This window comes from Shewanella sp. MM_2022_3 (genome assembly GCF_022557375.1).
Lineage (GTDB): Bacteria > Pseudomonadota > Gammaproteobacteria > Enterobacterales > Shewanellaceae > Shewanella > Shewanella xiamenensis.
In genome coordinates this window covers 88,994-110,885 of sequence record NZ_JAKZGV010000008.1, presented here as the reverse complement: position 1 = coordinate 110,885, position 21,892 = coordinate 88,994, and the positions used below count along the sequence as shown (strand labels likewise).

The 21,892-nt window shown below is 44.5% G+C and carries 25 protein-coding genes and 4 tRNA genes; 8 read left to right on the top strand and 21 right to left on the bottom strand.

What is annotated here, in order from left to right; genetic code table 11:
• Positions 1 to 399 precede the first annotated feature (399 nt).
• The 5 genes from MMG82_RS07350 to trmB all read right to left on the bottom strand — a co-directional run bounded on the left by MMG82_RS07350 (position 400) and on the right by trmB (position 4,750).
• The gene (locus MMG82_RS07350) at positions 400 to 1,341 is read right to left on the bottom strand and encodes a LysR family transcriptional regulator (protein ID WP_241406679.1); all 942 of its coding nucleotides are present in this window, start codon (positions 1,339 to 1,341) and stop codon (positions 400 to 402) included.
• A 404-nt stretch (positions 1,342 to 1,745) separates the two neighbouring features.
• A complete protein-coding gene (locus MMG82_RS07345) occupies positions 1,746 to 2,567 on the bottom strand; it encodes a YggN family protein (RefSeq protein ID WP_037420805.1) in 822 nt (273 codons plus the stop codon).
• A gap of 178 nt (positions 2,568 to 2,745) precedes the next feature.
• A complete protein-coding gene (gene glsB, locus MMG82_RS07340) occupies positions 2,746 to 3,660 on the bottom strand; it encodes a glutaminase B (protein ID WP_241406678.1) in 915 nt (304 codons plus the stop codon).
• Complete coding sequence (locus tag MMG82_RS07335) at positions 3,660 to 3,986, bottom strand: YggL family protein (RefSeq protein ID WP_037420808.1); 327 nt, start codon at positions 3,984 to 3,986, stop codon at positions 3,660 to 3,662. Before MMG82_RS07335 ends, glsB begins: the two co-directional genes overlap by 1 nt.
• Positions 3,987 to 4,033: 47 nt before the next feature.
• On the bottom strand, positions 4,034 to 4,750 hold the full coding sequence (trmB, locus tag MMG82_RS07330; protein ID WP_055647817.1) for a tRNA (guanosine(46)-N7)-methyltransferase TrmB: 717 nt from the start codon (positions 4,748 to 4,750) through the stop codon (positions 4,034 to 4,036).
• 179 nt (positions 4,751 to 4,929) lie between these two features.
• Between trmB and mutY the strand changes: the two genes are divergently transcribed.
• Both mutY and MMG82_RS07320 read left to right on the top strand, forming a co-directional pair.
• Positions 4,930 to 6,042: an A/G-specific adenine glycosylase gene (gene mutY / locus MMG82_RS07325; protein WP_055647816.1), complete on the top strand. Its 1,113-nt coding sequence runs from the start codon at positions 4,930 to 4,932 to the stop codon at positions 6,040 to 6,042.
• 9 nt (positions 6,043 to 6,051) lie between these two features.
• The gene (locus MMG82_RS07320) at positions 6,052 to 6,330 is read left to right on the top strand and encodes an oxidative damage protection protein (protein WP_037420816.1); all 279 of its coding nucleotides are present in this window, start codon (positions 6,052 to 6,054) and stop codon (positions 6,328 to 6,330) included.
• 72 nt (positions 6,331 to 6,402) lie between these two features.
• Here the strand turns inward: MMG82_RS07320 and MMG82_RS07315 are convergent, their stop codons facing one another.
• Both MMG82_RS07315 and MMG82_RS07310 read right to left on the bottom strand, forming a co-directional pair.
• Complete coding sequence (locus MMG82_RS07315; RefSeq protein WP_055647815.1) at positions 6,403 to 6,978, bottom strand: YceI family protein; 576 nt, start codon at positions 6,976 to 6,978, stop codon at positions 6,403 to 6,405.
• Between the two features lie 4 nt (positions 6,979 to 6,982).
• Positions 6,983 to 7,534, bottom strand: a complete 552-nt coding sequence (locus MMG82_RS07310; protein ID WP_047533772.1) for a cytochrome b — start codon at positions 7,532 to 7,534, stop codon at positions 6,983 to 6,985.
• A 387-nt stretch (positions 7,535 to 7,921) separates the two neighbouring features.
• Between MMG82_RS07310 and MMG82_RS07305 the strand changes: the two genes are divergently transcribed.
• From MMG82_RS07305 to MMG82_RS07290, 4 genes are all read left to right on the top strand, one after another.
• A tRNA-Phe gene (locus MMG82_RS07305) sits at positions 7,922 to 7,997 on the top strand.
• A gap of 16 nt (positions 7,998 to 8,013) precedes the next feature.
• A tRNA-Thr gene (locus tag MMG82_RS07300) sits at positions 8,014 to 8,089 on the top strand.
• Positions 8,090 to 8,542: 453 nt separating this feature from the next.
• Positions 8,543 to 8,618 (top strand) — tRNA-Phe (locus tag MMG82_RS07295).
• A gap of 21 nt (positions 8,619 to 8,639) precedes the next feature.
• Positions 8,640 to 8,715, top strand: a tRNA-Thr gene (locus tag MMG82_RS07290).
• A 57-nt stretch (positions 8,716 to 8,772) separates the two neighbouring features.
• Here the strand turns inward: MMG82_RS07290 and MMG82_RS07285 are convergent.
• A complete protein-coding gene (locus tag MMG82_RS07285) occupies positions 8,773 to 8,958 on the bottom strand; it encodes a hypothetical protein (RefSeq protein WP_037420841.1) in 186 nt (61 codons plus the stop codon).
• A 154-nt stretch (positions 8,959 to 9,112) separates the two neighbouring features.
• Between MMG82_RS07285 and MMG82_RS07280 the strand changes: the two genes are divergently transcribed.
• Positions 9,113 to 9,457, top strand: coding sequence for a DUF3634 family protein (locus tag MMG82_RS07280; protein WP_037420843.1), 345 nt, complete (start codon positions 9,113 to 9,115; stop codon positions 9,455 to 9,457).
• A gap of 75 nt (positions 9,458 to 9,532) precedes the next feature.
• Here MMG82_RS07280 and MMG82_RS07275 read toward each other — a convergent pair whose 3' ends face one another.
• The 12 genes from MMG82_RS07275 to MMG82_RS07220 form a co-directional block, all read right to left on the bottom strand.
• Complete coding sequence (locus tag MMG82_RS07275; protein WP_047540153.1) at positions 9,533 to 9,745, bottom strand: hypothetical protein; 213 nt, start codon at positions 9,743 to 9,745, stop codon at positions 9,533 to 9,535.
• Between the two features lie 91 nt (positions 9,746 to 9,836).
• A complete protein-coding gene (locus MMG82_RS07270) occupies positions 9,837 to 10,388 on the bottom strand; it encodes a DUF3833 domain-containing protein (RefSeq protein ID WP_047534873.1) in 552 nt (183 codons plus the stop codon).
• Positions 10,376 to 10,924 (bottom strand): chalcone isomerase family protein, encoded by a 549-nt coding sequence (locus MMG82_RS07265; RefSeq protein WP_047534871.1) that lies wholly within the window; start codon positions 10,922 to 10,924, stop codon positions 10,376 to 10,378. Before MMG82_RS07265 ends, MMG82_RS07270 begins: the two co-directional genes overlap by 13 nt.
• A 20-nt stretch (positions 10,925 to 10,944) precedes the next feature.
• Positions 10,945 to 11,496: a DUF2878 domain-containing protein gene (locus MMG82_RS07260; RefSeq protein ID WP_277622168.1), complete on the bottom strand. Its 552-nt coding sequence runs from the start codon at positions 11,494 to 11,496 to the stop codon at positions 10,945 to 10,947.
• Between the two features lie 42 nt (positions 11,497 to 11,538).
• Positions 11,539 to 12,795, bottom strand: a complete 1,257-nt coding sequence (locus MMG82_RS07255) for a cyclopropane-fatty-acyl-phospholipid synthase family protein (protein WP_047534869.1) — start codon at positions 12,793 to 12,795, stop codon at positions 11,539 to 11,541.
• A 1-nt stretch (position 12,796) separates the two neighbouring features.
• Positions 12,797 to 13,588 carry a DUF1365 domain-containing protein gene (locus MMG82_RS07250; RefSeq protein WP_047534867.1) on the bottom strand — a complete coding sequence of 264 codons (792 nt, stop codon included), beginning with the start codon at positions 13,586 to 13,588 and terminating at the stop codon, positions 12,797 to 12,799.
• Positions 13,585 to 14,835 (bottom strand): FAD-dependent oxidoreductase, encoded by a 1,251-nt coding sequence (locus tag MMG82_RS07245; RefSeq protein WP_241406676.1) that lies wholly within the window; start codon positions 14,833 to 14,835, stop codon positions 13,585 to 13,587. The genes MMG82_RS07250 and MMG82_RS07245 overlap by 4 nt, the downstream gene beginning before the upstream one ends.
• Complete coding sequence (locus MMG82_RS07240; RefSeq protein WP_047534859.1) at positions 14,832 to 15,632, bottom strand: SDR family NAD(P)-dependent oxidoreductase; 801 nt, start codon at positions 15,630 to 15,632, stop codon at positions 14,832 to 14,834. Before MMG82_RS07240 ends, MMG82_RS07245 begins: the two co-directional genes overlap by 4 nt.
• Entirely contained in the window at positions 15,632 to 16,078 is a 447-nt protein-coding gene (locus MMG82_RS07235; protein ID WP_037428819.1) for a nuclear transport factor 2 family protein, read from the bottom strand. Before MMG82_RS07235 ends, MMG82_RS07240 begins: the two co-directional genes overlap by 1 nt.
• A gap of 44 nt (positions 16,079 to 16,122) precedes the next feature.
• Positions 16,123 to 17,661, bottom strand: coding sequence for a deoxyribodipyrimidine photo-lyase (gene phrB / locus MMG82_RS07230; protein WP_241406675.1), 1,539 nt, complete (start codon positions 17,659 to 17,661; stop codon positions 16,123 to 16,125).
• Positions 17,651 to 18,688, bottom strand: coding sequence for a MerR family transcriptional regulator (locus MMG82_RS07225; RefSeq protein WP_047534851.1), 1,038 nt, complete (start codon positions 18,686 to 18,688; stop codon positions 17,651 to 17,653). The genes phrB and MMG82_RS07225 overlap by 11 nt, the downstream gene beginning before the upstream one ends.
• Before the next feature lie 120 nt (positions 18,689 to 18,808).
• The gene (locus MMG82_RS07220) at positions 18,809 to 19,762 is read right to left on the bottom strand and encodes a DUF523 and DUF1722 domain-containing protein (protein WP_241406674.1); all 954 of its coding nucleotides are present in this window, start codon (positions 19,760 to 19,762) and stop codon (positions 18,809 to 18,811) included.
• Between the two features lie 201 nt (positions 19,763 to 19,963).
• On the opposite strand from MMG82_RS07220, the gene MMG82_RS07215 reads away from it, so the two are divergent.
• Positions 19,964 to 20,473, top strand: a complete 510-nt coding sequence (locus tag MMG82_RS07215) for a hypothetical protein (RefSeq protein ID WP_240293135.1) — start codon at positions 19,964 to 19,966, stop codon at positions 20,471 to 20,473.
• A gap of 133 nt (positions 20,474 to 20,606) precedes the next feature.
• Here the strand turns inward: MMG82_RS07215 and MMG82_RS07210 are convergent, their stop codons facing one another.
• Positions 20,607 to 21,836 carry a DEAD/DEAH box helicase gene (locus MMG82_RS07210; RefSeq protein ID WP_241406673.1) on the bottom strand — a complete coding sequence of 410 codons (1,230 nt, stop codon included), beginning with the start codon at positions 21,834 to 21,836 and terminating at the stop codon, positions 20,607 to 20,609.
• Between the last annotated feature and the right edge of the window lie 56 nt (positions 21,837 to 21,892).

Genomic DNA, 21,892 nt, shown 5'->3' with positions numbered 1-21,892 from the left:
CCACGATTAAACCATCAGAAAAAAAATTACCTCAGCCTAATAAGCTGAGGTAAACCAAAAACTAGGATGATGGTTTAAAAGCCAACATTGTTTTAGTTCGCAAACTTCTGCTGGCGGTGATTCGAAACCGCAATATTGCAGACCTGTACACTCATATCGAAAGGGGTCATTTCCAATAAAAGCATAGGACTCAGGTCATTCCGAATCATCTGGCAATCATTGTATTCATTTAAGAACAGACTTCAATACAAGCTTCAAAAACTTGTTTTAGAAAATGCTAAAAAACCAAACTAAAATGCAAGGCCAAAAACATATAAACCACTGATTTCAATTAACTTAAAATATCGACAAACGCGTCCAAAACGCATTGGACGAATTTTAAGAACAATGTTTCCAAAATTACTGACGCTCACTGAAAAATTCAGCATAAGGGATATCCCAATAAGGCGGATTACCAATATGGTCTTTAATAAACTCAATGAAAGCACTCACCTTAGGCGCTAAATGCTTACGACGTGGGTAGACCGCCTGTAGCGGCAAATGATGAGTCAATTGCCAATCTCTCAATAGTGGCACCAAGGTACCTTTAGCGATCTCATCTTCCATCAAGTAACTAGCAAGATATACAACCCCTAAGCCACTGATCGCAGCTGATTTTAAAGCCGGAGCGTTATCCACTCTAAAGTTACCAGAGACACCTATCTCACAGTAATCATCGCCCTTTTTAAACTGCCACATGCTGTGCTCATGCCACTCACCTTGATACACCAAGCAGTTATGGTCGACTAATTGCTCTGGACGCGAAGGTTCGCCATGCTTAGCAATATAATCGGGTGAGGCAACGAGTAGGAACTGACACTTCATCAAAGGTCGCGCCACCATACCAAGGGGAAGCTGCTCAGACATCGTTAACAGTAAGTCTAAACCTTCACTGACCACATCCACCTTATGATCAAGCAAACTGACTTGCAGTTCGAGCTCAGGGTGTTTTGCCATAAAGGATGGCAGTGCGGGAATGATATGCATAGCGCCAAAGGACTGAGAAATACCCACCTTTAACACGCCGCGGGTCGCATCGTTTAAATTATGCACGCTAGCAATCGCCTGCTCAGCATCGCGGAGTAACTCTTCACCTTGCAGATATAACAAATGCCCAGCTTCAGTCAAACTTAAGCTGCGAGTAGTACGCTGGATCAGTTGAACACCGAGTCTATGCTCGAGATCGGCTACCTGCGTACTAACCTTAGATTTAGAGATCCCAAGCCTTCTTGCGGCCGCACTGAAACTTCCGGCTCTGGCCACATGAGTAAAAATCGCAATAGGTTCTAACAGTTCTAACATGGAAAGTCGCCTTAAGCAGTTTCGACAGTGATTTAAACTTTCGGAATAACGCAGGAATGCAGCATTCCATAACGCCTTAATATCTCACAGCAAATGGGTTCGTTGTAGAGATTTAAACCGAAAAAGTCAGCTAAAGTAGAGTGTTTTATCTGACTGAGTTGCCAGCTTTTCATTATATTTTAAGAGTATACCAAACATTAGTCTGAAGAATGTAACATTCCACACTAAATAGCCGCAAGCATTGGGATTAATATCAAGGTGCTTGGTAACAATTCCCCAATAAAAAGCCCCAAACACAAAGGTGCTGAGGCATTGATCATTTATACTGCTTTATTCATTTTGCCAGCTAGGCAAACGTTCTAGCGTAAAAACCAGTTTACTCCCTTAGATATCTTCTGCGATATCTACTCACGCAATTCGTGGTGAGTGTTTTGCGTCAATACATAGGGTGCTAACTCAGGCACTTCTTTACGCAGTTGATTTTCAAGCACTAGCAGGTTTTCAAAACGGTCACATAAACGGTCGGCTTTCGCTTCAATCCCCTTGGATTGGGATTCAATTTGCTGCTCAATATCATCGCCTAATCTATCCATTTTTTGTGAAAATGCCTCCATCTTAGCATCGAAGGACTCACCATCGCCGGCAAGAATTTGGCCACCGATGTTCATCATCAGAGTGCCAATGGAGTTTTGCACGATTTGCTCCATTTCCTGTTCAAATTCGTCGTTAAAAGTGTTTTGCATCGACTCTTCGGTCGCACCAAGGTAAAAACTATCGCCCTGCTTGTAGGCTACGGCATCGACACGCTTCTGCACGCCCGCCATCATCTCATCAAACTTAGCGCCAGCGGCATCGCCCATCAGTGGCGTTAACGCCATACTCACAGCTTGAGAGGCTAGTGCAACCGCTTCATTGACTAATTCAATCACCTCAGGTACCTGAGTTGACACCTCATCGGCATATTGGCTAACTAGCTTCTTCTGCTTATCAGTTAAAGTTACCTGCTTGCCTTCAACGTATAACTTGTCAACCTCGATACGATACTTCTCGGCGCCCTTCTCACTCATCACTAATTTTTTAGGTTCGACTCTCACATCATAATTAAGGGAAACCTCACAGCGCTCATCAATTTGCGGCTCGGTTTTCGCTTGTGCTGATTGCAAGCCAGAAGCACCTAAAATAACGCCCGATAATGCCACTCCAGTTAATAGCGTATTTATTTTCATTGTGGTTCATCCTTTAATCTGAGTAATTCGACTAAGCTAACATGCTAAAAGACAATTAGCAGAAGATGTGCCAACTTTGTAATAATATGATTAGTATGGAGTTATAAAAATTAGCACCGATAGCAGATTAGTGAATTTCACTAATATTTAGCCTAGCAGTGCTAATCAAAGAGTTAAATCAGAAGATTGAACGTCCGAGACGCTGGCTGAGATGCTCAAGCATCGCCGTCCCCGCGAGGGAGTTACCTTGGTTATCTAATTCGGGTGACCAAACGCAGACCGAGAGCTCCCTAGGGATCACCGCAATAATGCCGCCACCGACACCACTTTTGCCAGGCATACCGACACGATAGGCAAACTCACCAGCGCCATCGTACAAGCCCGAGGTTGCTAACAGGGCATTTAACTGCCGAGTCTGCACTTGCGAAATAAGCTTAGTGCCATCTATGGTTTTACCGCGATTAGCTAAATACAGCATCGCCCGCGATAGATCGGCGCAGTTCATTTTTAAGGCGCAGTAATGAAAATAAGTGCGCAGCACTGTATCGACATCACCTTGAAAATTGCCGAAGGATTTCATCAGATAGGCGATGGCCGCATTACGAGCACTGTGCTGATATTCAGAATCAGCCACTTGCTTATCGAAACAAACTTTATCGTTTTGACTCAGCGCCCTGACCAATTCCAACATCCGATGCTTAGGTGCCCCTAAACGGCTCTGTAATAAGTCAGCGATGACTAATGCGCCAGCATTAATAAAGGGATTGCGAGGTTTACCCCGCTCGAGTTCGACTTGGACTAATGAATTGAAGGAGTGTCCCGAGGGTTCTTTGCCGACGCGGCTCCAAATTTCTGTTTCTTCATATAAAGTTAGCGCTAAGGTTAAGCTGAAAACTTTAGAAATACTTTGAATTGAAAATGGCTCAAGGTAATCGCCTGCGCCTATGGTTTCACCGTCAATAGTGGTCACGGCTATGCCCAATTTGCCAGCATCAACATTGGCGAGCGCAGGGATATAATTAGCAACCTTTCCTTGGCCGAGCAAGGGTCGAACTTTGTCGACCACTTCCTCTAATAACGCCTGTTCTGGCATTAACTCCACCAGATATCGTACAGTTCGCTAACTTCGAGTTGAGTCACTTTTTGACCCGCCCAGAATGCCTTAACAGCAGCGATATCTTCCTCGGTGCACTTGCCGATAGTTTGGGTCGCAATAATACCTTCCCATTCGATATGACCACCGCCATGGAAGCCTAGCTTACGGGCTTCAATCACCTCATCAATAAACTTATCGACAGTTGCATCAATTTCAGCTTCAGAGACTGATGCATCGAACGTCCAAGTGATGTCAAAACCTAACTCTTGGAATTCATCGACGCGCATTTTCTTACGTAAACGACGGCTACGATTCGTTGCCATAGTGATTTTCCCCGTTGTGTTAAAAAACCAATAAAAAGATAACGATATTAAGCGATACGCTCGAACATCAGATCCCATACGCCATGGCCAAGGCGATGACCGCGGGCTTCAAATTTCGTGAGTGGCCGATGATCCGGACGCGGTACAACAGTACCATCGGCAGATTGATTCTTGTAACCGCTCGCCACATTCATCACTTCCAGCATATGTTCGCTGTAGTTTTCCCAGTCGGTTGCCATATGGAATACGCCGCCAATCTTCAGTTTACGGCGGATCAATTCGGCAAATTCAGCTTGTACGATACGGCGTTTGTGGTGGCGCTTTTTATGCCAAGGATCGGGGAAGAACAACTGCACACGCGTCAGGCTGCCATCGGCAATCGCATGTTCTAATACTTCCATCGCATCATGGTGATACACACGAAGATTGGTCACGCCCGCGACAGCGGCATCACTTAAGCATGAGCCAACACCAGGCTTATGGACTTCAATACCGATAAAGTTCAGCTCTGGTGCTTCTTGCGCCATTTGCACTAAAGAAGCGCCCATACCGAAACCAATCTCCAGTACAGTGTCAGCTTCGCGGCCAAAAACTTCGGCTAAATCCAATGGTGTTGGGCTGTAATCTAAGCCCATTGTTGGCCACTGAGTCTCAATGGCTTGCGCTTGACCTTTAGTCAAACGCCCTTCTCTTAGGACAAAGCTTCTGATCTTACGCAGATACTTGCCTTCTTCATTAAATTCAGCGGTAGTGACTTCGCTCATTTTTGCCTCGTCTCGTGGACAACACCCTCTAAAAAGAAGGGCATTATCCAAAGTTCAACTTACAGTGCAAGCACTAATGGAGGCGAAGTATAACAAGATTCTTCGCCGGAGCGAATCTAGCACTGTTTTTCCTGTGAGAGTGACTTGTTTGCCGCCCTATCTCCCGCTACACTGCGCCGATGAAATCTACAGCCTCCTTTGCAACACGTATCGTTAATTGGTACGACACCCACGGTCGTAAAACCCTCCCTTGGCAGCAAGATAAAACCCCATATAGTGTATGGGTTTCAGAGATTATGCTGCAACAAACTCAGGTGGCGACTGTTATTCCCTATTACCAGCGTTTTATGACGCGTTTCCCCGATGTATTAGCCCTCGCTAACGCCCCGGATGATGAAGTATTGCACCATTGGACTGGCCTTGGTTATTACGCCAGAGCTCGCAATCTGCATAAAGCCGCTAAGATGATCCGCGATGAATATCAAGGACAATTCCCGACGAATTTTGAGAAAGTGCTAGCACTGCCAGGTATTGGCCGCTCGACAGCGGGTGCTGTGCTATCCCTATCACTTGGGCAGCAGCATCCGATCCTCGATGGCAATGTTAAGCGCGTCCTAGCAAGACATGGCGCGATTGCGGGCTGGCCTGGACAAAAACCAGTGGAGGAGCAACTCTGGCAATTAACTGAACAGTTAACGCCAGAGCAGGATATTCAAAAATATAACCAAGCCATGATGGATATTGGTGCCAGTATTTGTACTCGCAGCAAACCAAATTGCGCCGCTTGCCCTGTGGCTATCGATTGCAAGGCCCAACTTATGGGTAGGCAAACCGATTTCCCAGGTAAAAAACCGAAGAAAACTATCCCAGAGAAATCTGCTTGGATGTTGGTTTTGCTCAAAGATAATCAAGTATTCTTGGCTAAGCGCCCTCCTGCTGGCATTTGGGGCGGACTCTGGTGCTTCCCCGAGTTTAATACTCAAGCCGCACTCAATGCAGAGCTTGAAGCCCAAGGTTATAAAGCCGCTCAACTCGAACCATTAATTGGTTTTAGGCATACCTTTAGCCATTTCCATTTAGATATTCAGCCCATGCTACTGAATTTAGATAGTCACGCGAATGGCTACAACAAGCAAACCGCGGGTAAACAGATCGTGGGCGCAGTCATGGAACAAAATCAGTCTCTCTGGTATAACATAAATCAACCTTCCAAAGTGGGGCTCGCCGCCGCAACCGAGCGTGTGCTAGCCAATTTGGAGTCACTCATAACCGCTACAGTCAGTAAGCAGTAAGGAATAATCATGGCGCGTACAGTCAATTGCGTATATTTAAATAAAGAAGCCGACGGCCTAGACTTTCAACTGTATCCAGGTGATTTAGGTAAACGCATTTTTGATAACATCAGTAAAGAAGCTTGGGGCCTATGGCAGAAAAAACAGACCATGCTGATTAACGAAAAGAAACTCAACATGATGAATGTTGATGATCGTAAGTTTTTAGAAGAGCAAATGACATCCTTCCTGTTCGAAGGTAAAGACGTTGAAATTGAAGGCTTTGTGCCTGAAAAAGATCAAGAATAAGCCTAAGTGCCTATCCATAAATAGCAAAAAAGCGCCTAAGAGCGCTTTTTTGTTACAGGAGAAATGGCGTGCTTACTTACGCACACCTTCTACCACTAAATCTAATTCAACATTGGCAGATGCCGGACCTAAGTCCATCTTGATGCCATAATCTTTCATCGCAAAGGTGGTAGTACCGGTAAAGCCGGCACGATATCCGCCCCAAGGATCTTGACCTTCACCCACAGCATGCGCTTGAATCGCAAGTGGTTTAGTCACACCGTTTAGCGTGAAGTTACCCTTGATAACCATATCGCCATTGCCTTTATCTTCAACCGAAGTCGAAACGAAAGTCGCTTCGGCAAATTTAGCAGCATTTAAAAAGTCAGCGCTACGGATGTGTTTATCACGCTCAGCATGGTTTGAATCCACACTTAAGGTGTTCACTTTTACATTCACTTTGGCTGCCGCTGGATTTTTAGCATCGTAGCTGAAATCACCGCTGAAATCATTAAAACGGCCAACTACATAGCTATAACCTAAGTGACTCACTTTAAAGGTAATAGAGGCATGGGCACCTTCACGATCAATCACATAATCGGCGGCAGATGCAGCCATAGGTGCCAGTAAAGACCCGCCAATCAAAGCCGCTAATAGTTGTTTTTTCATTATATTATCCTCGGTTAAATTTAATCATCTTGAGTAATGTTGAATCTTTATCGATAAAATGGTGCTTTAGAGCACCTAAGGCATGCAGTACAACCAAAGCAATCAAGCTATAGGCGGCATATTGATGAATATCCCCCGCTATATCAGCCTGATTTTCAATCAGCGGCGTCAGACCAGGTAACTCAAACCAGTCAAACACCATAATTCCTCGCCCCTCTGCCGTTGAAATCAAAATGCCTGCGGCCATAATCAGCAGTAATAAGAGGTAAATCGCGCCATGGGCAATCTGGGCAGTAACCTTTTCCCATGGCTGATGATTTTGCTCTGGTGCAGGCTTTGGATTAATCAAACGCCAAACTAAACGAAATAACGTTACAGCCAGCAGCAAAATCCCGACGCTTTTATGCCAATGTGGCGCCGTTTTGTACCATGGGCTGTAGTAGGTCAACTCAACCATCCAAACCCCCATGGCAAATAATCCAATCACGGCTACAGCGCTCAACCAATGGCTTGCAATAGCAATAAGTCCATAACTTAACTTAGTATTTCTAAACATACTGCCACTCCGAACCTTTATACTTCTGCCACATAATTAAATAATAGTCATTATCATAGAACGAAAATTAAAAACTAAAATCAGTAAAAATAGCTCATATCTTTCTAAAATTTAGAATGTTTGCCATTTTAACGTTTTGAAGCTGATAGCAAGGTTAGTAAAGGCAATATATTCGAGTGGAAATACAACTTAGTGATATTAAACTGAACCGATTTTGATAGGTTTATAGATAAAAAACAGCCAAAGTGCACATTAAACAGTCGAACACATCATTTATCAGGAAAAAGCACTTGCAGCGGCTAAATACCCTCGCTAATATAGCCGCACTTCGAACGAGACAGCATTGAGTTGTCAGTTTTAAGTAGTCAACTAACGCTTAGTTTAGTTGCCCGAATAGCTCAGTCGGTAGAGCAGAGGATTGAAAATCCTCGTGTCCCTGGTTCGATTCCGGGTTCGGGCACCATTATTCAGCAGTATAAGCCGGCATAGCTCAGTTGGTAGAGCAACTGACTTGTAATCAGTAGGTCCCGAGTTCGACTCTTGGTGCCGGCACCATAAAAAACAAAAAAGCCACTCATTGAGTGGCTTTTTTGTATCTGGGATTTCAATCAAATCATATAACTCCACTCTAAGTCACAGCCAACCTACTCTCGATAATTGCAGCGGTTTCCAAGCTCGACTTTTGCTCCTGATGCTCCTGAAACCTTCAAACAAATATTGATTTACGGCTTTACACTTAACTTTGCCAATTTTCAAAGTTCGGAGGCAGAGACTAAGGTGTTATTCGCGCCTCCCACTATTTAATTGTATTAAGCCATTGATAGTTAGGCTAAGTAAGCTTTGCACATTCAAGTAAAGCAATAAATATTGCGCATTTTGTTTAATACTTGGCCAGTCGAATTAAAAGGGCTTGCACACTGAAAGCGTGCACTATATGATACGCGCACTTCGAACGAATGGGGTGTTAAACTCACGATTTGAAGTAGACAACTAACGCTTAGTTTAGTTGCCCGAATAGCTCAGTCGGTAGAGCAGAGGATTGAAAATCCTCGTGTCCCTGGTTCGATTCCGGGTTCGGGCACCATTATTCAGCAGTAAAAGTTAAGCCGGCATAGCTCAGTTGGTAGAGCAACTGACTTGTAATCAGTAGGTCCCGAGTTCGACTCTTGGTGCCGGCACCATAAAAAACAAAAAAGCCACTCTTTGAGTGGCTTTTTTGTATCTGTGATTTTAGCAATTTACTTTATCAGCTCATGCACTATCGGCCTATCCCCCGTTTGGACTTGATGCTGCAAGTGTCGCCAACCATGAGTTAACTCGCTTAGCGGCTCTTTTCGCTCAGGAAAGTGCGAAGATAATTTGTCGATCACTTCAATTTGCATTTTACACAGTAACGACCAACGGTCTGCATTTGATAGGTACATAGCGTTTTCCTTAACGAAGGGGATGATATTTCCTTAATTGATTAACACTAGGTCATAAACCTAACGTTGCCAAATTAAAATTGCGTGTTAGCGCACTGTTAAACATTGCTACTCCAGAGTATCTTTATTCTATAAACATAAGATAGGAGACATCATGACAGCTACGATTTTTAAACTTATTTTTATCGCAATTGGTTTGTTTCTGGTTTATAAGCTGATATTTGGTGGTAAGAAGGGATCGACTATTTTCGAAATGCACTTTAAAGACGGCCGTATGACTCACCACAAAGGCAAAATCCCCGAGCGTTTCGAGAAGGAATGTCGACATCTTGCTAAAGCAGATAAACTCACTTGTACTATCAGAGCCGAGAAAAATACCGACGTCCGACTACATATATCTGCCAATGTAAATGACAATCTACAACAAAGGATCCGTAATCAATTTCCCTTTGAGTATTACGATAAGAAGACAGTGGATAATAGTCGTCAAGCGGGTTAATTTTCCGAATCATCAGCCCTTATGTCAAAGTAAGGGCTGCACAATCCACTCAAACTCTATTGAGATTGATCAATCTTAGAATTTAATCGGATCCTTTGGCTCTAGCTTTCCATCTTCGCGCGCATCACGAACACGGCGCTCATTATCTTGCATCATAGGATCGCCACTCGATTGATGAGGATCTGCTTGTTTCTCTGAAGTGTCTTCGAAACGAAAATCAATGTTAGAACAAGCTGTTAATGAAATACTTGCTAACACAGCCAGTAACATCCAATACTTTTTCATTATATGATTCACGATAGATTGCTTTGAGCCAGTCTAGAGCAGTCAGAGAGCGATTATTAGCCAAGCCATACCGTTAACCATGGCAGCAAGTCGCTTAATCTAGCTTTTGGATCACTAAAGTCACCTTAGCAACGGTAACCCCCCACTTAATAATGTCGCTTTTATTGATGATGGTATTGTCATTAACTAAAAACATCCAATCATCAAAATGCACTTGGTATTCATCACCATCAACAGGCAATAACATATCGTAGCGCCAGCGCAGCGCGCTTCCCCTCGCCTCACCTACTGCAGTACCAATAATATCGCCTGCCGTGCCGGTATATTGTCCATCACCTAGGGAGGTTATACGCCAGATACGGGTTTGGGTTTCACCGTCATCATAGACAAACCATTCATCGATAACACCTTCGTTCCCTTTCCAACTCGCCTCCATAGTGACATTGAATTTACGGATCACTTTGCCACTAAAATCCTCAACGATGCCCGATGCCTTAAGCGGGCCATTAAAGAATTTTTCCAATACTAATGGTGGATTTGTACCTTGATAATCAGCTACTTCAACCGAGGAACAACTAGATAACAGGCTGAGCATCAATAAACTTAAGATGACATTTTTAGTCCAATTTAGCGTTAACAATCGCATGATTTTTCTCCTAGTAATTGCGCTCGCAAACTTGGACGACTGGTTTTAGTCGATAACCAAATCGCTAAAAAAGCCTGTGCAAATTGTGGTTCTTGGATAAGCCCGAGGGGTTGTTGATTAAAATAAAATTGACTCTGGTTTGCATCGATAATCTTAAAACTTAAATGATCACCTGGCGTGACATCAGGCCAAATACCTTTTAGTAAATTAAGCCAGCGACCAATATCACTATCGGCATAACCTAAATGTCGCCATTGGTCGGCTGTGGCTTCCAGTAAATCTGCAGCATCAATATCACGATAATATTCAATATCTAACAGTTGCGGATACTCCCCCTGCTGATACTGACCGGTTGGCGTCATCAGACGAGCTTTATATAAGTTGAACCACAGCCAATCCATTTCGCCGCGCCCAACCTCAACAAGATCCTGGGTCATCGAGTTATCGACCGTAGAGGTTGAATTTGCATATCCAGCAAAAGGGAGTAACAACCCAAAGATGACGCTAAGATAGGTTTTAGTCGATAGCATAGACATCCGATTCCTCCACTTGAAAATTAACGATCGCACAAGCGACGATGTTCAAGCCCATAACGCCTAACCGGCCTATAACTACGGGATATTTTGATAAACAGCGGCAATAAGATAGCCCAAACAACAGCAAGGATAAGCATGGAAATACTTTCGCCAAAAGGAAGCGTCACCGCATTAAATTGCGCGCCCGCAATGTAGCTAAGACTGCCAAATACACCACCCAATATAACCTGCAAAATAATAGGTAAAGCACGCATAAAAATGAGGCTATGGTGCAGGCTCAAGGCAAAATGCAGCCATAGACAAGCAAGCCACCAAGGTAAAACGGTAAACTCAAATATCCCGAACAAAGTGAGCAAGGTATCAATCGCAATACCCAGCAACCCCACCTTAATCATGGTACTGAAGTCCCGAAACACAGCTTGTCGGTTTTCAACCAAAGCCAACAGTAAAAAATGAATCAATAACAATGAGATATTGAGTAACAACACTCGATTACCCCATAAGATGCTACTCCACCAAACACACTGAAAGCTCAAGGCGTTGTAGATAATAACCCCTTGAAGCTTAGACATATTTTGAATGTATCTGACCATAGGGAGCATCTCAGCGCGACGTTAACTACGGTTAATCGTATTAGGTAAACGATACCCGGGACGTACAGCCACTAAATGCACAGTGCTTGTGGTGCGCTCTAAAAATCCGCCTTCGCAGTAACTGAGGTAAAACTTCCACATGCGAATAAAATCTTCTCCATAACCAAGGGCTTGGATTTTGGCAACGGAACGATCAAAGTTGTCGTGCCAATCCTTTAAGGTTTTGGCGTAATCTAAGCCCATGTCATCAATCGACCAGACCTGCATATCGGTGCGCTTCGCCAAATGGCCAACCATTTGGTGAACCGAAGGCAAACAGCCACCAGGGAAAATATATCGCTGAATAAAATCAACGCTTTTACGATAACTATCGTAACGCTGATCTGAAATAGTGATTGCCTGTAATAACATCCGCCCTTCGGGTTTGAGCAATGATTCCAGCTTTTTAAAGAATCCAGGCAAATATTCATGACCTACGGCTTCAATCATCTCGATAGACACCAATCTATCGTATTGACCGCTAAGATTTCGATAATCCTCGGTCAGCAAAGTCACACTGTCACTTAGCCCTTCACGTTCGACCCGCGCTTTAGCATAGGCATATTGGGCATCGGAGATGGTAGTGGTCGTAACGTGCACGCCATAATGTTTAGCTGCGTAAATCGCCAAAGCGCCCCAACCAGTACCGATTTCTAATAGGGTTTGCCCCGGCTTTAAATCGAGCCGTTCGCAAATGGTTTTGAGCTTGTGTAGCTGCGCATCAGCAAGGCTTGCCTCGCTATGGGGATACAAGGCACTGGAATACAGCATTTCACGGTCTAAAAACTGCTCATACAACGCATTGCCCAAATCGTAATGGGCAAGAATATTACGCTTAGAGCCCTGTTGAGAATTACGATTAAGCAAGTGCTTAAAGCGATTAATCGAGCCAGTAAGCCAACTAAATTTAGCTTCAATCTGGTCAAGCAACGGCAAATTTCGAGCAAAAAGTTGCACGACTTTGGTTAAGTCAGGGCTGGTCCAATGGCCTTGAATATACCCCTCACCTGCACCGATGGAGCCTGAAAACATCACTTGACGATAAAAGCTCGGATGCTTCACGACTAGCGTTGCATGTAGCTCACTGTGGTGCTCACCAAAACGATAGCTTTTATCACCCTCGACTAAGGTTAAACATCCGTTAGGGAGATTTTCTAATGCCTTAAGCAGTAGCTTACGGGCAAGACTGTCAGGCAATTTTGCCGTAACAACTGAAGATTGCGATGCAGTGTTTTCCATATTATTTCTCCATTTGAGCAGGATGTGGCACAAAAGGCACTCGTTTGTAGAACAGCTTTAACGCCTGCCAGTAAATCCCACCGAAAATTTTCAACGTCATAAAAGGGAAGCGAAACAACAGCGTCCTAAGTGATGTGGCATTAATGTCTTGGCGAGTCATCGAAAGCGTTGCATTAAATAAACGCTTGCCTGAATGATTCGGCAGATTTTCTATACCAATATTTAAGCGTTCACTGGGTGGGGCAACATGCCACTGGTAGCGCATATCAAGATTCATAAAAGGCGAAACATGGAACACTTTATCCGTTGTTTCAGGAGCCGATAAATCCACTAAATAGCAGTGGCGCTGATCCCACGGGGTGTTACTCACTTCGGCAAGCATGTATAAAGGCTGTTGATTTTGATAACAAAAATAGAAATTTACCGGGCTAAAATACACGCCAAAATGCCGAATTTGCCCAACAAATAGCACTCGATTACATCGCTCTTCACCGCCCAATTCTGCCACTTGCTTCAACACTCGGCTCTTGAGGGCTGAAGCACTCGGCTCCTCTATATCGAGTTTGCGGTTAAGATTGTCCTTTGAGGTAAACGTAGTGAGATAGTCCGCAGGATTAAATCTCAGCAAGGCGCGGCGCTGACTAGCAAATATCCGCCCCATACGACTGATAGAATCAACTTCATCCAAATCAATCGCCAGCAACGCCATTTGGTAGCTAAAGTGATGTTTTATTGGGGTAAAGCGACTATGCGTCACAGTGCCGTAGTAAATACCACTATTGAGCTCACTCATAGGCTGATCCCAAAATGGTCGCAAACATCTAACGCACTACGTACACCATCTTCATGGAAACCATTGTGCCAATAGGCCCCTGCAAAATGGGTGCGTTTTTTGCCAGAAATCTCCTCCCGCCTTGCCTGTGCCTGTAAACTACGTTCGTTAAAGACTGGATGAGCATAGTTGAAACGCCGCAAAATTTTCGACTCATCAATGAGCTCACTCTGATTAAGCGTTACGCAAAAGGTTGGCGCGTCGCTAGGTAGGCGCTGCAGAATATTCATATTGTAAGTCACAGAGGCGGGGCGTTTTTTATCGCCATCTAAGCGATAATTCCAACTTGCCCAAGCCGCTTTACGCTTAGGTAAAATGCGGGTATCCGTGTGCAGCACCACTTCATTATTTTGATACTGTAAGTCGCCCAAAATAGCTTTTTCAGCGGAGGTTGCATCGGTTAGCATCCCAAGCGCTTGATCGCTATGGCAAGCTAGAATCACTTCATCGAACACATGCCACTCGCCATTAACCTGAAGCTTGACGCAATCATCATGGCGCTCGATGGCACTAACTGGGCTGTTTAAATGGAGATTATCTTTAAATGGTGCAATTAAATCAGGAATATAACTGCGTGAACCGCCCTTCAGCACATACCATTGTGGTCTGTCTGTTACATTTAACAGTCCATGATGCTCGAAGAAACGGATAAAAAAGCGCAGCGAAAAAGCCCGCATATCTTCAATGCTCGATGACCAAATCGCCGCGCCCATTGGCAAAATATAATGCTCCGCAAAAAAAGCTGAAAAGCGCTCTCTGTCGAGGAAATCCCCTAAATTAGCATCAGGATATTGGTCCAGCTGATAAATGGCTTTACAGCTTTTATTAAATTGAACAATTTCATTTAAAAAGGCCCAAAAGCGCGGATTCAGGAGGTTACGCTTTTGGGCAAACAAACTCGCAAAATGATGGCCATTGTATTCAAGCCCAGTGAGCGCATTGTGCACGCTAAAACTCATCTCTGTCGGCAAAATACTGACATTAAGGCGGGCTAATAACCGCTCAAAACGGGGATAAGTTCTATCGTTAAATACGATAAACCCAGTATCTATCGCATAGGTTTTACCTTGATAATCCACATCCACAGTGGCAGTGTGGCCACCGATATAATCATTAGCCTCAAATACAGTCACTTTGTGTGACTGGCTCAATAGATGAGCGCAGGTCAGCCCTGAAATCCCAGTACCTACAATGGCAATATTTTTCATCTTCCGGTGTCCTTTAGCGCTTTTGCTTGGCTATCTCTTTGGATCATTTTTTGCCATACAAATGCTGGTAAAAATGACATCAATTTCAACAAATAAGTAAATCGTTTTGGAAAATGGATCTCTGCGTCGCCGCGTTCGATACCAACACGAATCGCCAACGAAGCTTCATGCACATCAATTTGCATTGGCATGGCAAAGTCATTTTTGGCGGTTAAGGGGGTTGCTACAAATCCAGGGCAAATCACGCTGACACGAATATCATCTTGCGCAACATCGAGTGACAGACTCGCAGCCAAGTACTTAACGCCCGCTTTAGATGCGCCGTAAGCCTCGGCACGGGGAAAGGGTAAATAAATCGCGCTGGAACTCATCAAGGCTAATTTCGATCCTTTTGGCATTAGAGGCAAAAATGCCCCTAAACAGTAGCCCATTGCAATCAAGTTAGTGTGAATGACTCGCTCAAAGAGCTGATCATCAAAATGTTTTGCATCGTCGATATACTCACAACTACCGGCGTTGAGGATCACAATATCCAATAGACATTCACTGCTCGAGAGCATATCGCCTAGCTCAGTAGCAGCCTGCTGGACTTGAACACGATCGCTAATATCAAAACTCAAGCAAGTGGCGCCTATCAATTCCTTCTGCGCCAACAAATCAAGTTTTGAGGCGTCACGGCCACAGGCAATCACATGCCAACCCAAGGCCAGATAATCCTTTGCTAACTGCAAACCGATACCTGAACTTGCCCCAGTTATCAGCACTGTATTGATTTTTTTGGTGAGCAAAGAGGTCATTACTTAGCCGCCCTATCTTTAAGCAAGCGAATAAGTCCGCCCATACAAGGCAAATGTTCATACAGCATTTGCCCTAGGTCGAAATAGTCCCGATGAAAATAAATGCGCTGATGGAACTTAAGCTGGCTCATCCCATCAACCCGAACTATCTCTCCTTTATTGAGCTTAGGATGACGATATTGCATTTGCCAAAACAGCGATGCTTGGGTGTCATCCTGTAATACTTCTTTGATTTCAAAATGAATATAGCCGATATTTTGATAAAGCTTTGCAAAATACTGTGTCAACGCGTTTAGGCCATTCACTTGATGCATAGGATCGATAAAACAAATATTGTCATCATAGACCTCTGCAAGTAGATGCAGATTATCCTTATTTAACGCTTGATAGAGGCTGATAAAATCATCTACTAATCCGCTATGCTCAATCTTCGCTTGGTTTATCATCCAGACACTCCCTAAGGGATAAGTATTAAGGTTGAACTTGTGGTCTAAGCCTTTTTCAGCACACCCAGTACCGTCAGCGCTCTTGCTCTTGCCGCATTGTGCTCAACAATCGCATAGGGATAATCCGCTTGCGATGCAAATAACGGTGCTTCAAACAACGAAGGCATTTTTTGCTGATTCGGTTGATGCAATCGCTTAACGCCCCAAGATGCGAGTTCTGGTAAGTACTTACGAATAAAGCGGCCATCTGGATCAAACTTTTCGCTCTGGCTCATAGGATTAAAAATCCGAAAATACGGCTGCGCATCACAACCGCATCCTGCCGACCACTGCCAACCGCCGTTGTTAGCCGCCAGATCGCCGTCGATAAGATGCTGGCGGAAATACCGCTCGCCCCAACGCCAATCAATGAGCAGATGTTTGGTTAAAAAGCTCGCCACCACCATGCGTAAACGATTATGCATCCAGCCCGTTTGATTAAGTTGCCGCATAGCCGCATCCACTATCGGATAGCCGGTTTTGCCCTCGCACCAAGCTAAAAACTCATCGCGATTGTTGCGCCACGGCACATGATCGGCTTGGCGATTAAAATTGTGTCCCTTGGATAAATCAGGAAAAGCCACCAGCAAATGACGGTAGAACTCCCGCCAAATCAGCTCATTTAGCCATGTACGCCCGGGGCTAGTGTCATCAACCATTACCTCAGGGAAACGTTGTAAAAGCGCCGCGACACATTGCCTTGGGCTGAGCACACCAATCGCCAGATAAGGGGAGATAACACTGGTGCCATCAATGGCGGGGAAATCTCTATCTTGCTTATAGTCTTGCACTTTTTGCTGAATAAACTGATTAAGCAGCCGCTTGGCTTGCCCCTCACCTGCCGCCCACTGTTCACTCGAGATAAGCGGGGTTGATATGGTTTGATTTAAACCTGTTTCTGATGGCGTAGTGCTCTTGTTAGTCGGAGAATCAGCAAAGCCGATATTTTTAAAAAATAATGGCTTAGGCTCCGATAAGATAGGACCAAGCGGTGCTGGCACACCCAGCGGCACAATAGGCTGCTTTGCGGCAACCTCTCGCCACTTGCGGCTAAAAGGAGTAAACACCCGATACATGTCACCGCTTAAATTAAGCACCGTTCCCGGTGGTAATAAGCAATGTTCATCACTAAGCACCAAAGGAATCCCCGCTTCAATACAAGCTTGATCGCGCTTTTGCTCATTGATCTCAGGTTCTCGTCCTGCAAAAACCCGTCCAATAGTATGCTCTTCACAATAACCCGTTAAAAATGCGGGAATATCTTTAAAGCTATCAAGTTGAATGAGTTCAAATTCAACCCCTAAACTCGCCAGTCCTTGGGCCAGTAGGTTCACATGCCGCTGAATAAAGTCGAGTTGAATTGGCGCGATATCATGCCGACGCCATTGGCTTGGGGTGGCAATGTAAATCGCTTTAAGCTTGGTGGCATGATGTTGCCTTACCCAATCACAGGCGGCCGTAAACGCTTGATTATCAGTAAGGCGCAGATCTTGGCGAAACCACATTAACGCCTGTTTCTCCAAACCGCATTGATTAATGCTCATCAGCGCTCCCTCCTTCAATCAGTGCGGCGTTAGCCTGGTTTTTCTGTCTACGATACTGTTTTTTATGTTGCTGCTTTGCGGCCGTTATTTGCAGAATGATCTCAGTAACGCTAGGGGCCATATAGTCCGATAAAGTGGTTAGTGTCGGCGCGAAAGGGCCAACGAGATAGCAAGCGAGTGACTTAGTTTCCAGCAACATTTGCAGCTCTGTCTGCTTTGATAGTGAGTGATTCGCCTCTGGCAATAACACTAACGCATCAACCTTAAGCCTGTTATTGATTAGCCCAAGACTGCTGATATGTTGCACGCCTAAGTTGACCACTGAGACTCTTAAATCGGCAAGTTCCAGTAATAGTGCAAGGCAATACAAACGGTTAGTAAGGCTTGAACTGGGCGCAAGCGTAGGCTCTGTATTTTTTTGCGATGTAACATAAGGCAAACGCACTAACGCAATCTGGGGCGAACTTGCTAGCCCCGCTACGCTTAAACGCCCACCGATACGGCTAGCTAACTCACTGTCTAACCAAGCAAGTAGCAGCTCCACATCTAAACGCGGCTCCAATAAAGGCATTAATTGTGCAAACCAAGCTTGTAGCAGTTTTTGTTTAACCAATTGAAATGGATATAAGCCCAAGGCTTCATCTAAGATTTGGTGAAACTTGAGCTGATCTAACTCAAAAAATGCAGTATTTAACGCCAATATCTGCTCATGCCAAAAATCAGACGATTGAGATTGCACACTCGCGACATCTATCGCTTTAGCCGAACTAATCAATAATGGCTTTACCTTACTGATGGCAACGCCTTTTGCTAACCATGCATTAATCTCATGGATTTGTTGAATATTTTCGGCAGTATACAGCCTGTGCCCCTTGGGAGTACGCTCAGGGATAACAAGCCCAAAACGCCGCTGCCATGCCCTTAATGTCACCGCATTAACGCCAGTAAGCCGCGACACCTCACCGATCGGCAGCAATTCGCTACTGCTGGGATTATCAGCTGCAAGCTCTAAATTATGATCTTCCATTTTTGTCTCTTAACTCATGAATCTGATTGGTTGGCCTAAGCATGTTGTGCTAAACCATTTCGCCAATCGTGGTTTGTATCTGCTAAGCCATTTTTATCAAACGCACATATCAGCAAAAACCTAGTAGGCATAACGCAGCTTTAACTCCTCCGGATGGGGATTTAAGTACACTTGATCTTCAATATATGGCGTTGGGAATTGTCTTAAGTAATGGTTAATCAAGGTGATAGGCACTAACAGAGGCAAGAGTCCTTGACGATATTTCATAATCATTTCAGACAGTTCTTGTTTTTGCTCCTTGGTTAAGTGCTTTTTAAAATAGCCCTGAATATGCTGCAAGGTGCTGGTATGATTTCTACGGGTCGCATTGATTTTTAAGGCGGTCATAAAGCCTGTGAAATAACGGTCAGCGGTCGCTTCAATATCCTCAATATTGGCCACAATCGGTCCAAGCTCGCGATACCATTTAGGACTGTGGGCCATTAATAAGTACTTATAACGGGAGTGAAACTTCACTAACTTATGCTTAGTCAGCCCCTCGTGACGCATTGTATGCCAGTCGTGATAGGCGTAGACCCGAGTAAAAAAGTTTTCCCGCAGCACCATATCGTGCAAACGCCCTTCTTCTTCAACCGGTAAATGGGGATAACGTTCCATCAATTTGCGGGCAAATACGCCAATACCGGATTTAGAGCCGTTATTGGTGCCAATCTTGTACTCTGTCACACGTTCCATCCCGCAGGTTGGGGATTTAGCACTTAGTAGATAACCGCCTAAAAAATCTAACTCTTCTACTTTGCGCTCACTGAAATCATTGAGTTTTTCGGTGACATCTAAACTTCCATCCGCGCTCTGTACCCGTATTTGTTCACCATCGCGTACTAAACGAATACTTTTACGAGGTGCGCCTAGGCCAATCGCCATTTCTGGGCAGATAGGAACATAATCAAAAAATGGGGCAATTTCTTGATTACAATAGGAGGAATTTTTATGACCACCATCAAAACGCACCTTTTCCCCCAATAAGCAGGCACTGATCCCTATTTGAATACGTTGCGGATTAAACTTGTACATAATGAGATTCCTTGTATCAATTTAGATATTATTACGGACCACTCTTGTACAAGGATCAAGTTTTTGTACAATTTTTTATAAAAATATTTTTCTACTAAAAATCCAACGAAAGTCGCCAGAGTTTGGCCTTGATATTGCTTAATTTATTTGCCCCATTGGCGCGGCATCTGAAAGTGAAAATCAACGAGGAAAAATAAGGAAATGACTGTCATCAATCCCAATAGCTATGCGGCCATCGCGTTGAACCAAGTAAAATCGTTGCCAACTCAGCAAACGCAAGGTGTATCAAGCCCTGCGGAAAATCCGAGAGCTCAAATGACAGCCCCGCAAGATACAGTCACCCTATCTGGCGGCGTGACTCGAGATGCTGAAACGAGTGATACCTATAGTCAGCTTGCGCCTAATGCCAAACAACATTACACCGCTAATGTGCAACATATTGCCGGTACGGCAGAGACTGAAAAGCCGCATAATAGATTAGAAGACGCAATGCAGGCGATTCTCGATAAACGCACAGGCATTGATAGGGATAAGCTTAAACAGCTAGATGCGGAGATAGCAAAAATAGCCGGTGATGACAGCTTATCCGAAGAGGAAAAAGCAAAAAAAATTGAATTACTCCAAGCTCAAAAAGTGGAGCTAATTAAAGAAGCTACTGAGAAAAATGAAGAGCGACAACGCAATAACCAGGCTGAAGTGTATTTTAGTTAATAACGCGAGCGGTATGGCGAGCACAACAAGTCCAACTTAATCATCATGCAAAGCCATTGGTGAAATGATTATCCGCCCTATCAAAGGGCGGCTCGCTATCAGAATAAAAGCTTAAATAACCTTGTCGCCTTAATTAGCGCTTTTTACCACCTAAGGCGCGTTTTTTAGCCCGTTGTTTTTGAGCAGCTTTGCTATTGCGTCTTGGCTCGGGGAGCATTTTGTTAAAATCAGGTTCAAAGCCGGGATACCATTGTTGTGGCAGACGTTTATCAAGCAGCGTCTCAACTTCTTCTAGCAGTAGCGCATCCTCTTGGCTAAAAAGCGTAATGGCCACCCCAGCACTGCCAGCGCGGCCAGTACGACCGATACGGTGAATGTAATCTTCAGCAATAAACGGCAATTCGAAATTAATCACATACTGTAGTTCAGCAATATCAAGCCCTCTTGCAGCCACATCGGTGGCAACTAAGACTTGCACTTGTCCTTGTTTAAACTCCTGCAATACCTTTTCCCGCGCACCTTGGGACAAGTCGCCATGGAAAGCTTGCGTTGCCACCCCGAGTTGATTGAGCTGAGTGGTCAGCTTATCGACTCCCTGTTTAGTGCGACTAAATATCAACACTTGCTGCCAATTTTTGCTACGGACTACATGGCTGACAAACTCAGTTTTACGATCGCTATCAATGGCATAGACTCGCTGCTCTATCTGGGCCGCGGTCGTATTACGTTTAGCCACTTCAATCAGCTTGGGATTACGCAGAAGGTTTTTGCTGAAACTAAAAATCGAATCATCCAAAGTGGCGGAAAATAGCAGGGTTTGTCGGTGAGCAGGCACTTGCTTAAGCACGGCTTTGATTTCATCCATAAATCCCATATCAAGCATCCGGTCGGCTTCATCAAATACCAGTGTGTTCAATTGGTTAAGATTGAGTGCTCCTTGACGTAAATGATCAAGCAAGCGGCCTGGGGTTGCAATCAACACATCGATCCCGGCGTTAAACACCGCTTGCTGCGCCTCGATACTGACGCCGCCGTAGGCTATGCCGACACGAATATCTGTGCCTTTCGCATATTTTACATAGCTTTGCTGAACTTGTAGTGCCAACTCCCTTGTTGGCACTAAAACTAAGGCGCGGATTGCTTTTGGCGCCTTAAGGTTTTCGTTATCAGCGATTAAGTGTTGCAGAATGGGTAATGCAAAGGCTGCGGTTTTCCCCGTCCCCGTTTGAGCCCCCGCCATCACATCCTGTTTTGCTAAAATGGCGGGAATGGCTTCAACTTGAATAGGCGTGGGTTGTTGATAACCAAGTTCAGCTAAGGTGTTAACTAATTGGGTATTTAAGGAAAGCGCACTAAAAGACATGAAACATCACCAAAAACAATCATGCCGCAATGTTAGCAGACCGGACTGACTGCGAC

Bases quoted from the DNA above. Each gene is read 5' to 3' on its own strand.
- MMG82_RS07345 (WP_037420805.1), bottom strand. From the start codon at position 2,567: ATGAAAATAAATACGCTATTAACTGGAGTGGCATTATCGGGCGTTATT.
- glsB (WP_241406678.1), bottom strand. From the start codon at position 3,660: ATGCCAGAACAGGCGTTATTAGAGGAAGTGGTCGACAAAGTTCGACCC.
- mutY (WP_055647816.1), top strand. From the start codon at position 4,930: ATGAAATCTACAGCCTCCTTTGCAACACGTATCGTTAATTGGTACGAC.
- MMG82_RS07280 (WP_037420843.1), top strand. From the start codon at position 9,113: ATGACAGCTACGATTTTTAAACTTATTTTTATCGCAATTGGTTTGTTT.
- MMG82_RS07315 (WP_055647815.1), bottom strand. From the start codon at position 6,978: ATGAAAAAACAACTATTAGCGGCTTTGATTGGCGGGTCTTTACTGGCA.
- MMG82_RS07220 (WP_241406674.1), bottom strand. From the start codon at position 19,762: ATGTACAAGTTTAATCCGCAACGTATTCAAATAGGGATCAGTGCCTGC.
- MMG82_RS07215 (WP_240293135.1), top strand. From the start codon at position 19,964: ATGACTGTCATCAATCCCAATAGCTATGCGGCCATCGCGTTGAACCAA.
- MMG82_RS07240 (WP_047534859.1), bottom strand. From the start codon at position 15,632: ATGACCTCTTTGCTCACCAAAAAAATCAATACAGTGCTGATAACTGGG.
- MMG82_RS07285 (WP_037420841.1), bottom strand. From the start codon at position 8,958: ATGTACCTATCAAATGCAGACCGTTGGTCGTTACTGTGTAAAATGCAA.
- MMG82_RS07235 (WP_037428819.1), bottom strand. From the start codon at position 16,078: ATGATAAACCAAGCGAAGATTGAGCATAGCGGATTAGTAGATGATTTT.
- MMG82_RS07245 (WP_241406676.1), bottom strand. From the start codon at position 14,835: ATGAAAAATATTGCCATTGTAGGTACTGGGATTTCAGGGCTGACCTGC.
- MMG82_RS07250 (WP_047534867.1), bottom strand. From the start codon at position 13,588: ATGAGTGAGCTCAATAGTGGTATTTACTACGGCACTGTGACGCATAGT.
- MMG82_RS07335 (WP_037420808.1), bottom strand. From the start codon at position 3,986: ATGGCAACGAATCGTAGCCGTCGTTTACGTAAGAAAATGCGCGTCGAT.
- MMG82_RS07210 (WP_241406673.1), bottom strand. From the start codon at position 21,836: ATGTCTTTTAGTGCGCTTTCCTTAAATACCCAATTAGTTAACACCTTA.
- phrB (WP_241406675.1), bottom strand. From the start codon at position 17,661: ATGAGCATTAATCAATGCGGTTTGGAGAAACAGGCGTTAATGTGGTTT.
- MMG82_RS07265 (WP_047534871.1), bottom strand. From the start codon at position 10,924: ATGTCTATGCTATCGACTAAAACCTATCTTAGCGTCATCTTTGGGTTG.
- MMG82_RS07350 (WP_241406679.1), bottom strand. From the start codon at position 1,341: ATGTTAGAACTGTTAGAACCTATTGCGATTTTTACTCATGTGGCCAGA.
- MMG82_RS07225 (WP_047534851.1), bottom strand. From the start codon at position 18,688: ATGGAAGATCATAATTTAGAGCTTGCAGCTGATAATCCCAGCAGTAGC.
- MMG82_RS07260 (WP_277622168.1), bottom strand. From the start codon at position 11,496: ATGTCTAAGCTTCAAGGGGTTATTATCTACAACGCCTTGAGCTTTCAG.
- MMG82_RS07255 (WP_047534869.1), bottom strand. From the start codon at position 12,795: ATGGAAAACACTGCATCGCAATCTTCAGTTGTTACGGCAAAATTGCCT.
- MMG82_RS07310 (WP_047533772.1), bottom strand. From the start codon at position 7,534: ATGTTTAGAAATACTAAGTTAAGTTATGGACTTATTGCTATTGCAAGC.
- MMG82_RS07320 (WP_037420816.1), top strand. From the start codon at position 6,052: ATGGCGCGTACAGTCAATTGCGTATATTTAAATAAAGAAGCCGACGGC.
- trmB (WP_055647817.1), bottom strand. From the start codon at position 4,750: ATGAGCGAAGTCACTACCGCTGAATTTAATGAAGAAGGCAAGTATCTG.
- MMG82_RS07270 (WP_047534873.1), bottom strand. From the start codon at position 10,388: ATGCGATTGTTAACGCTAAATTGGACTAAAAATGTCATCTTAAGTTTA.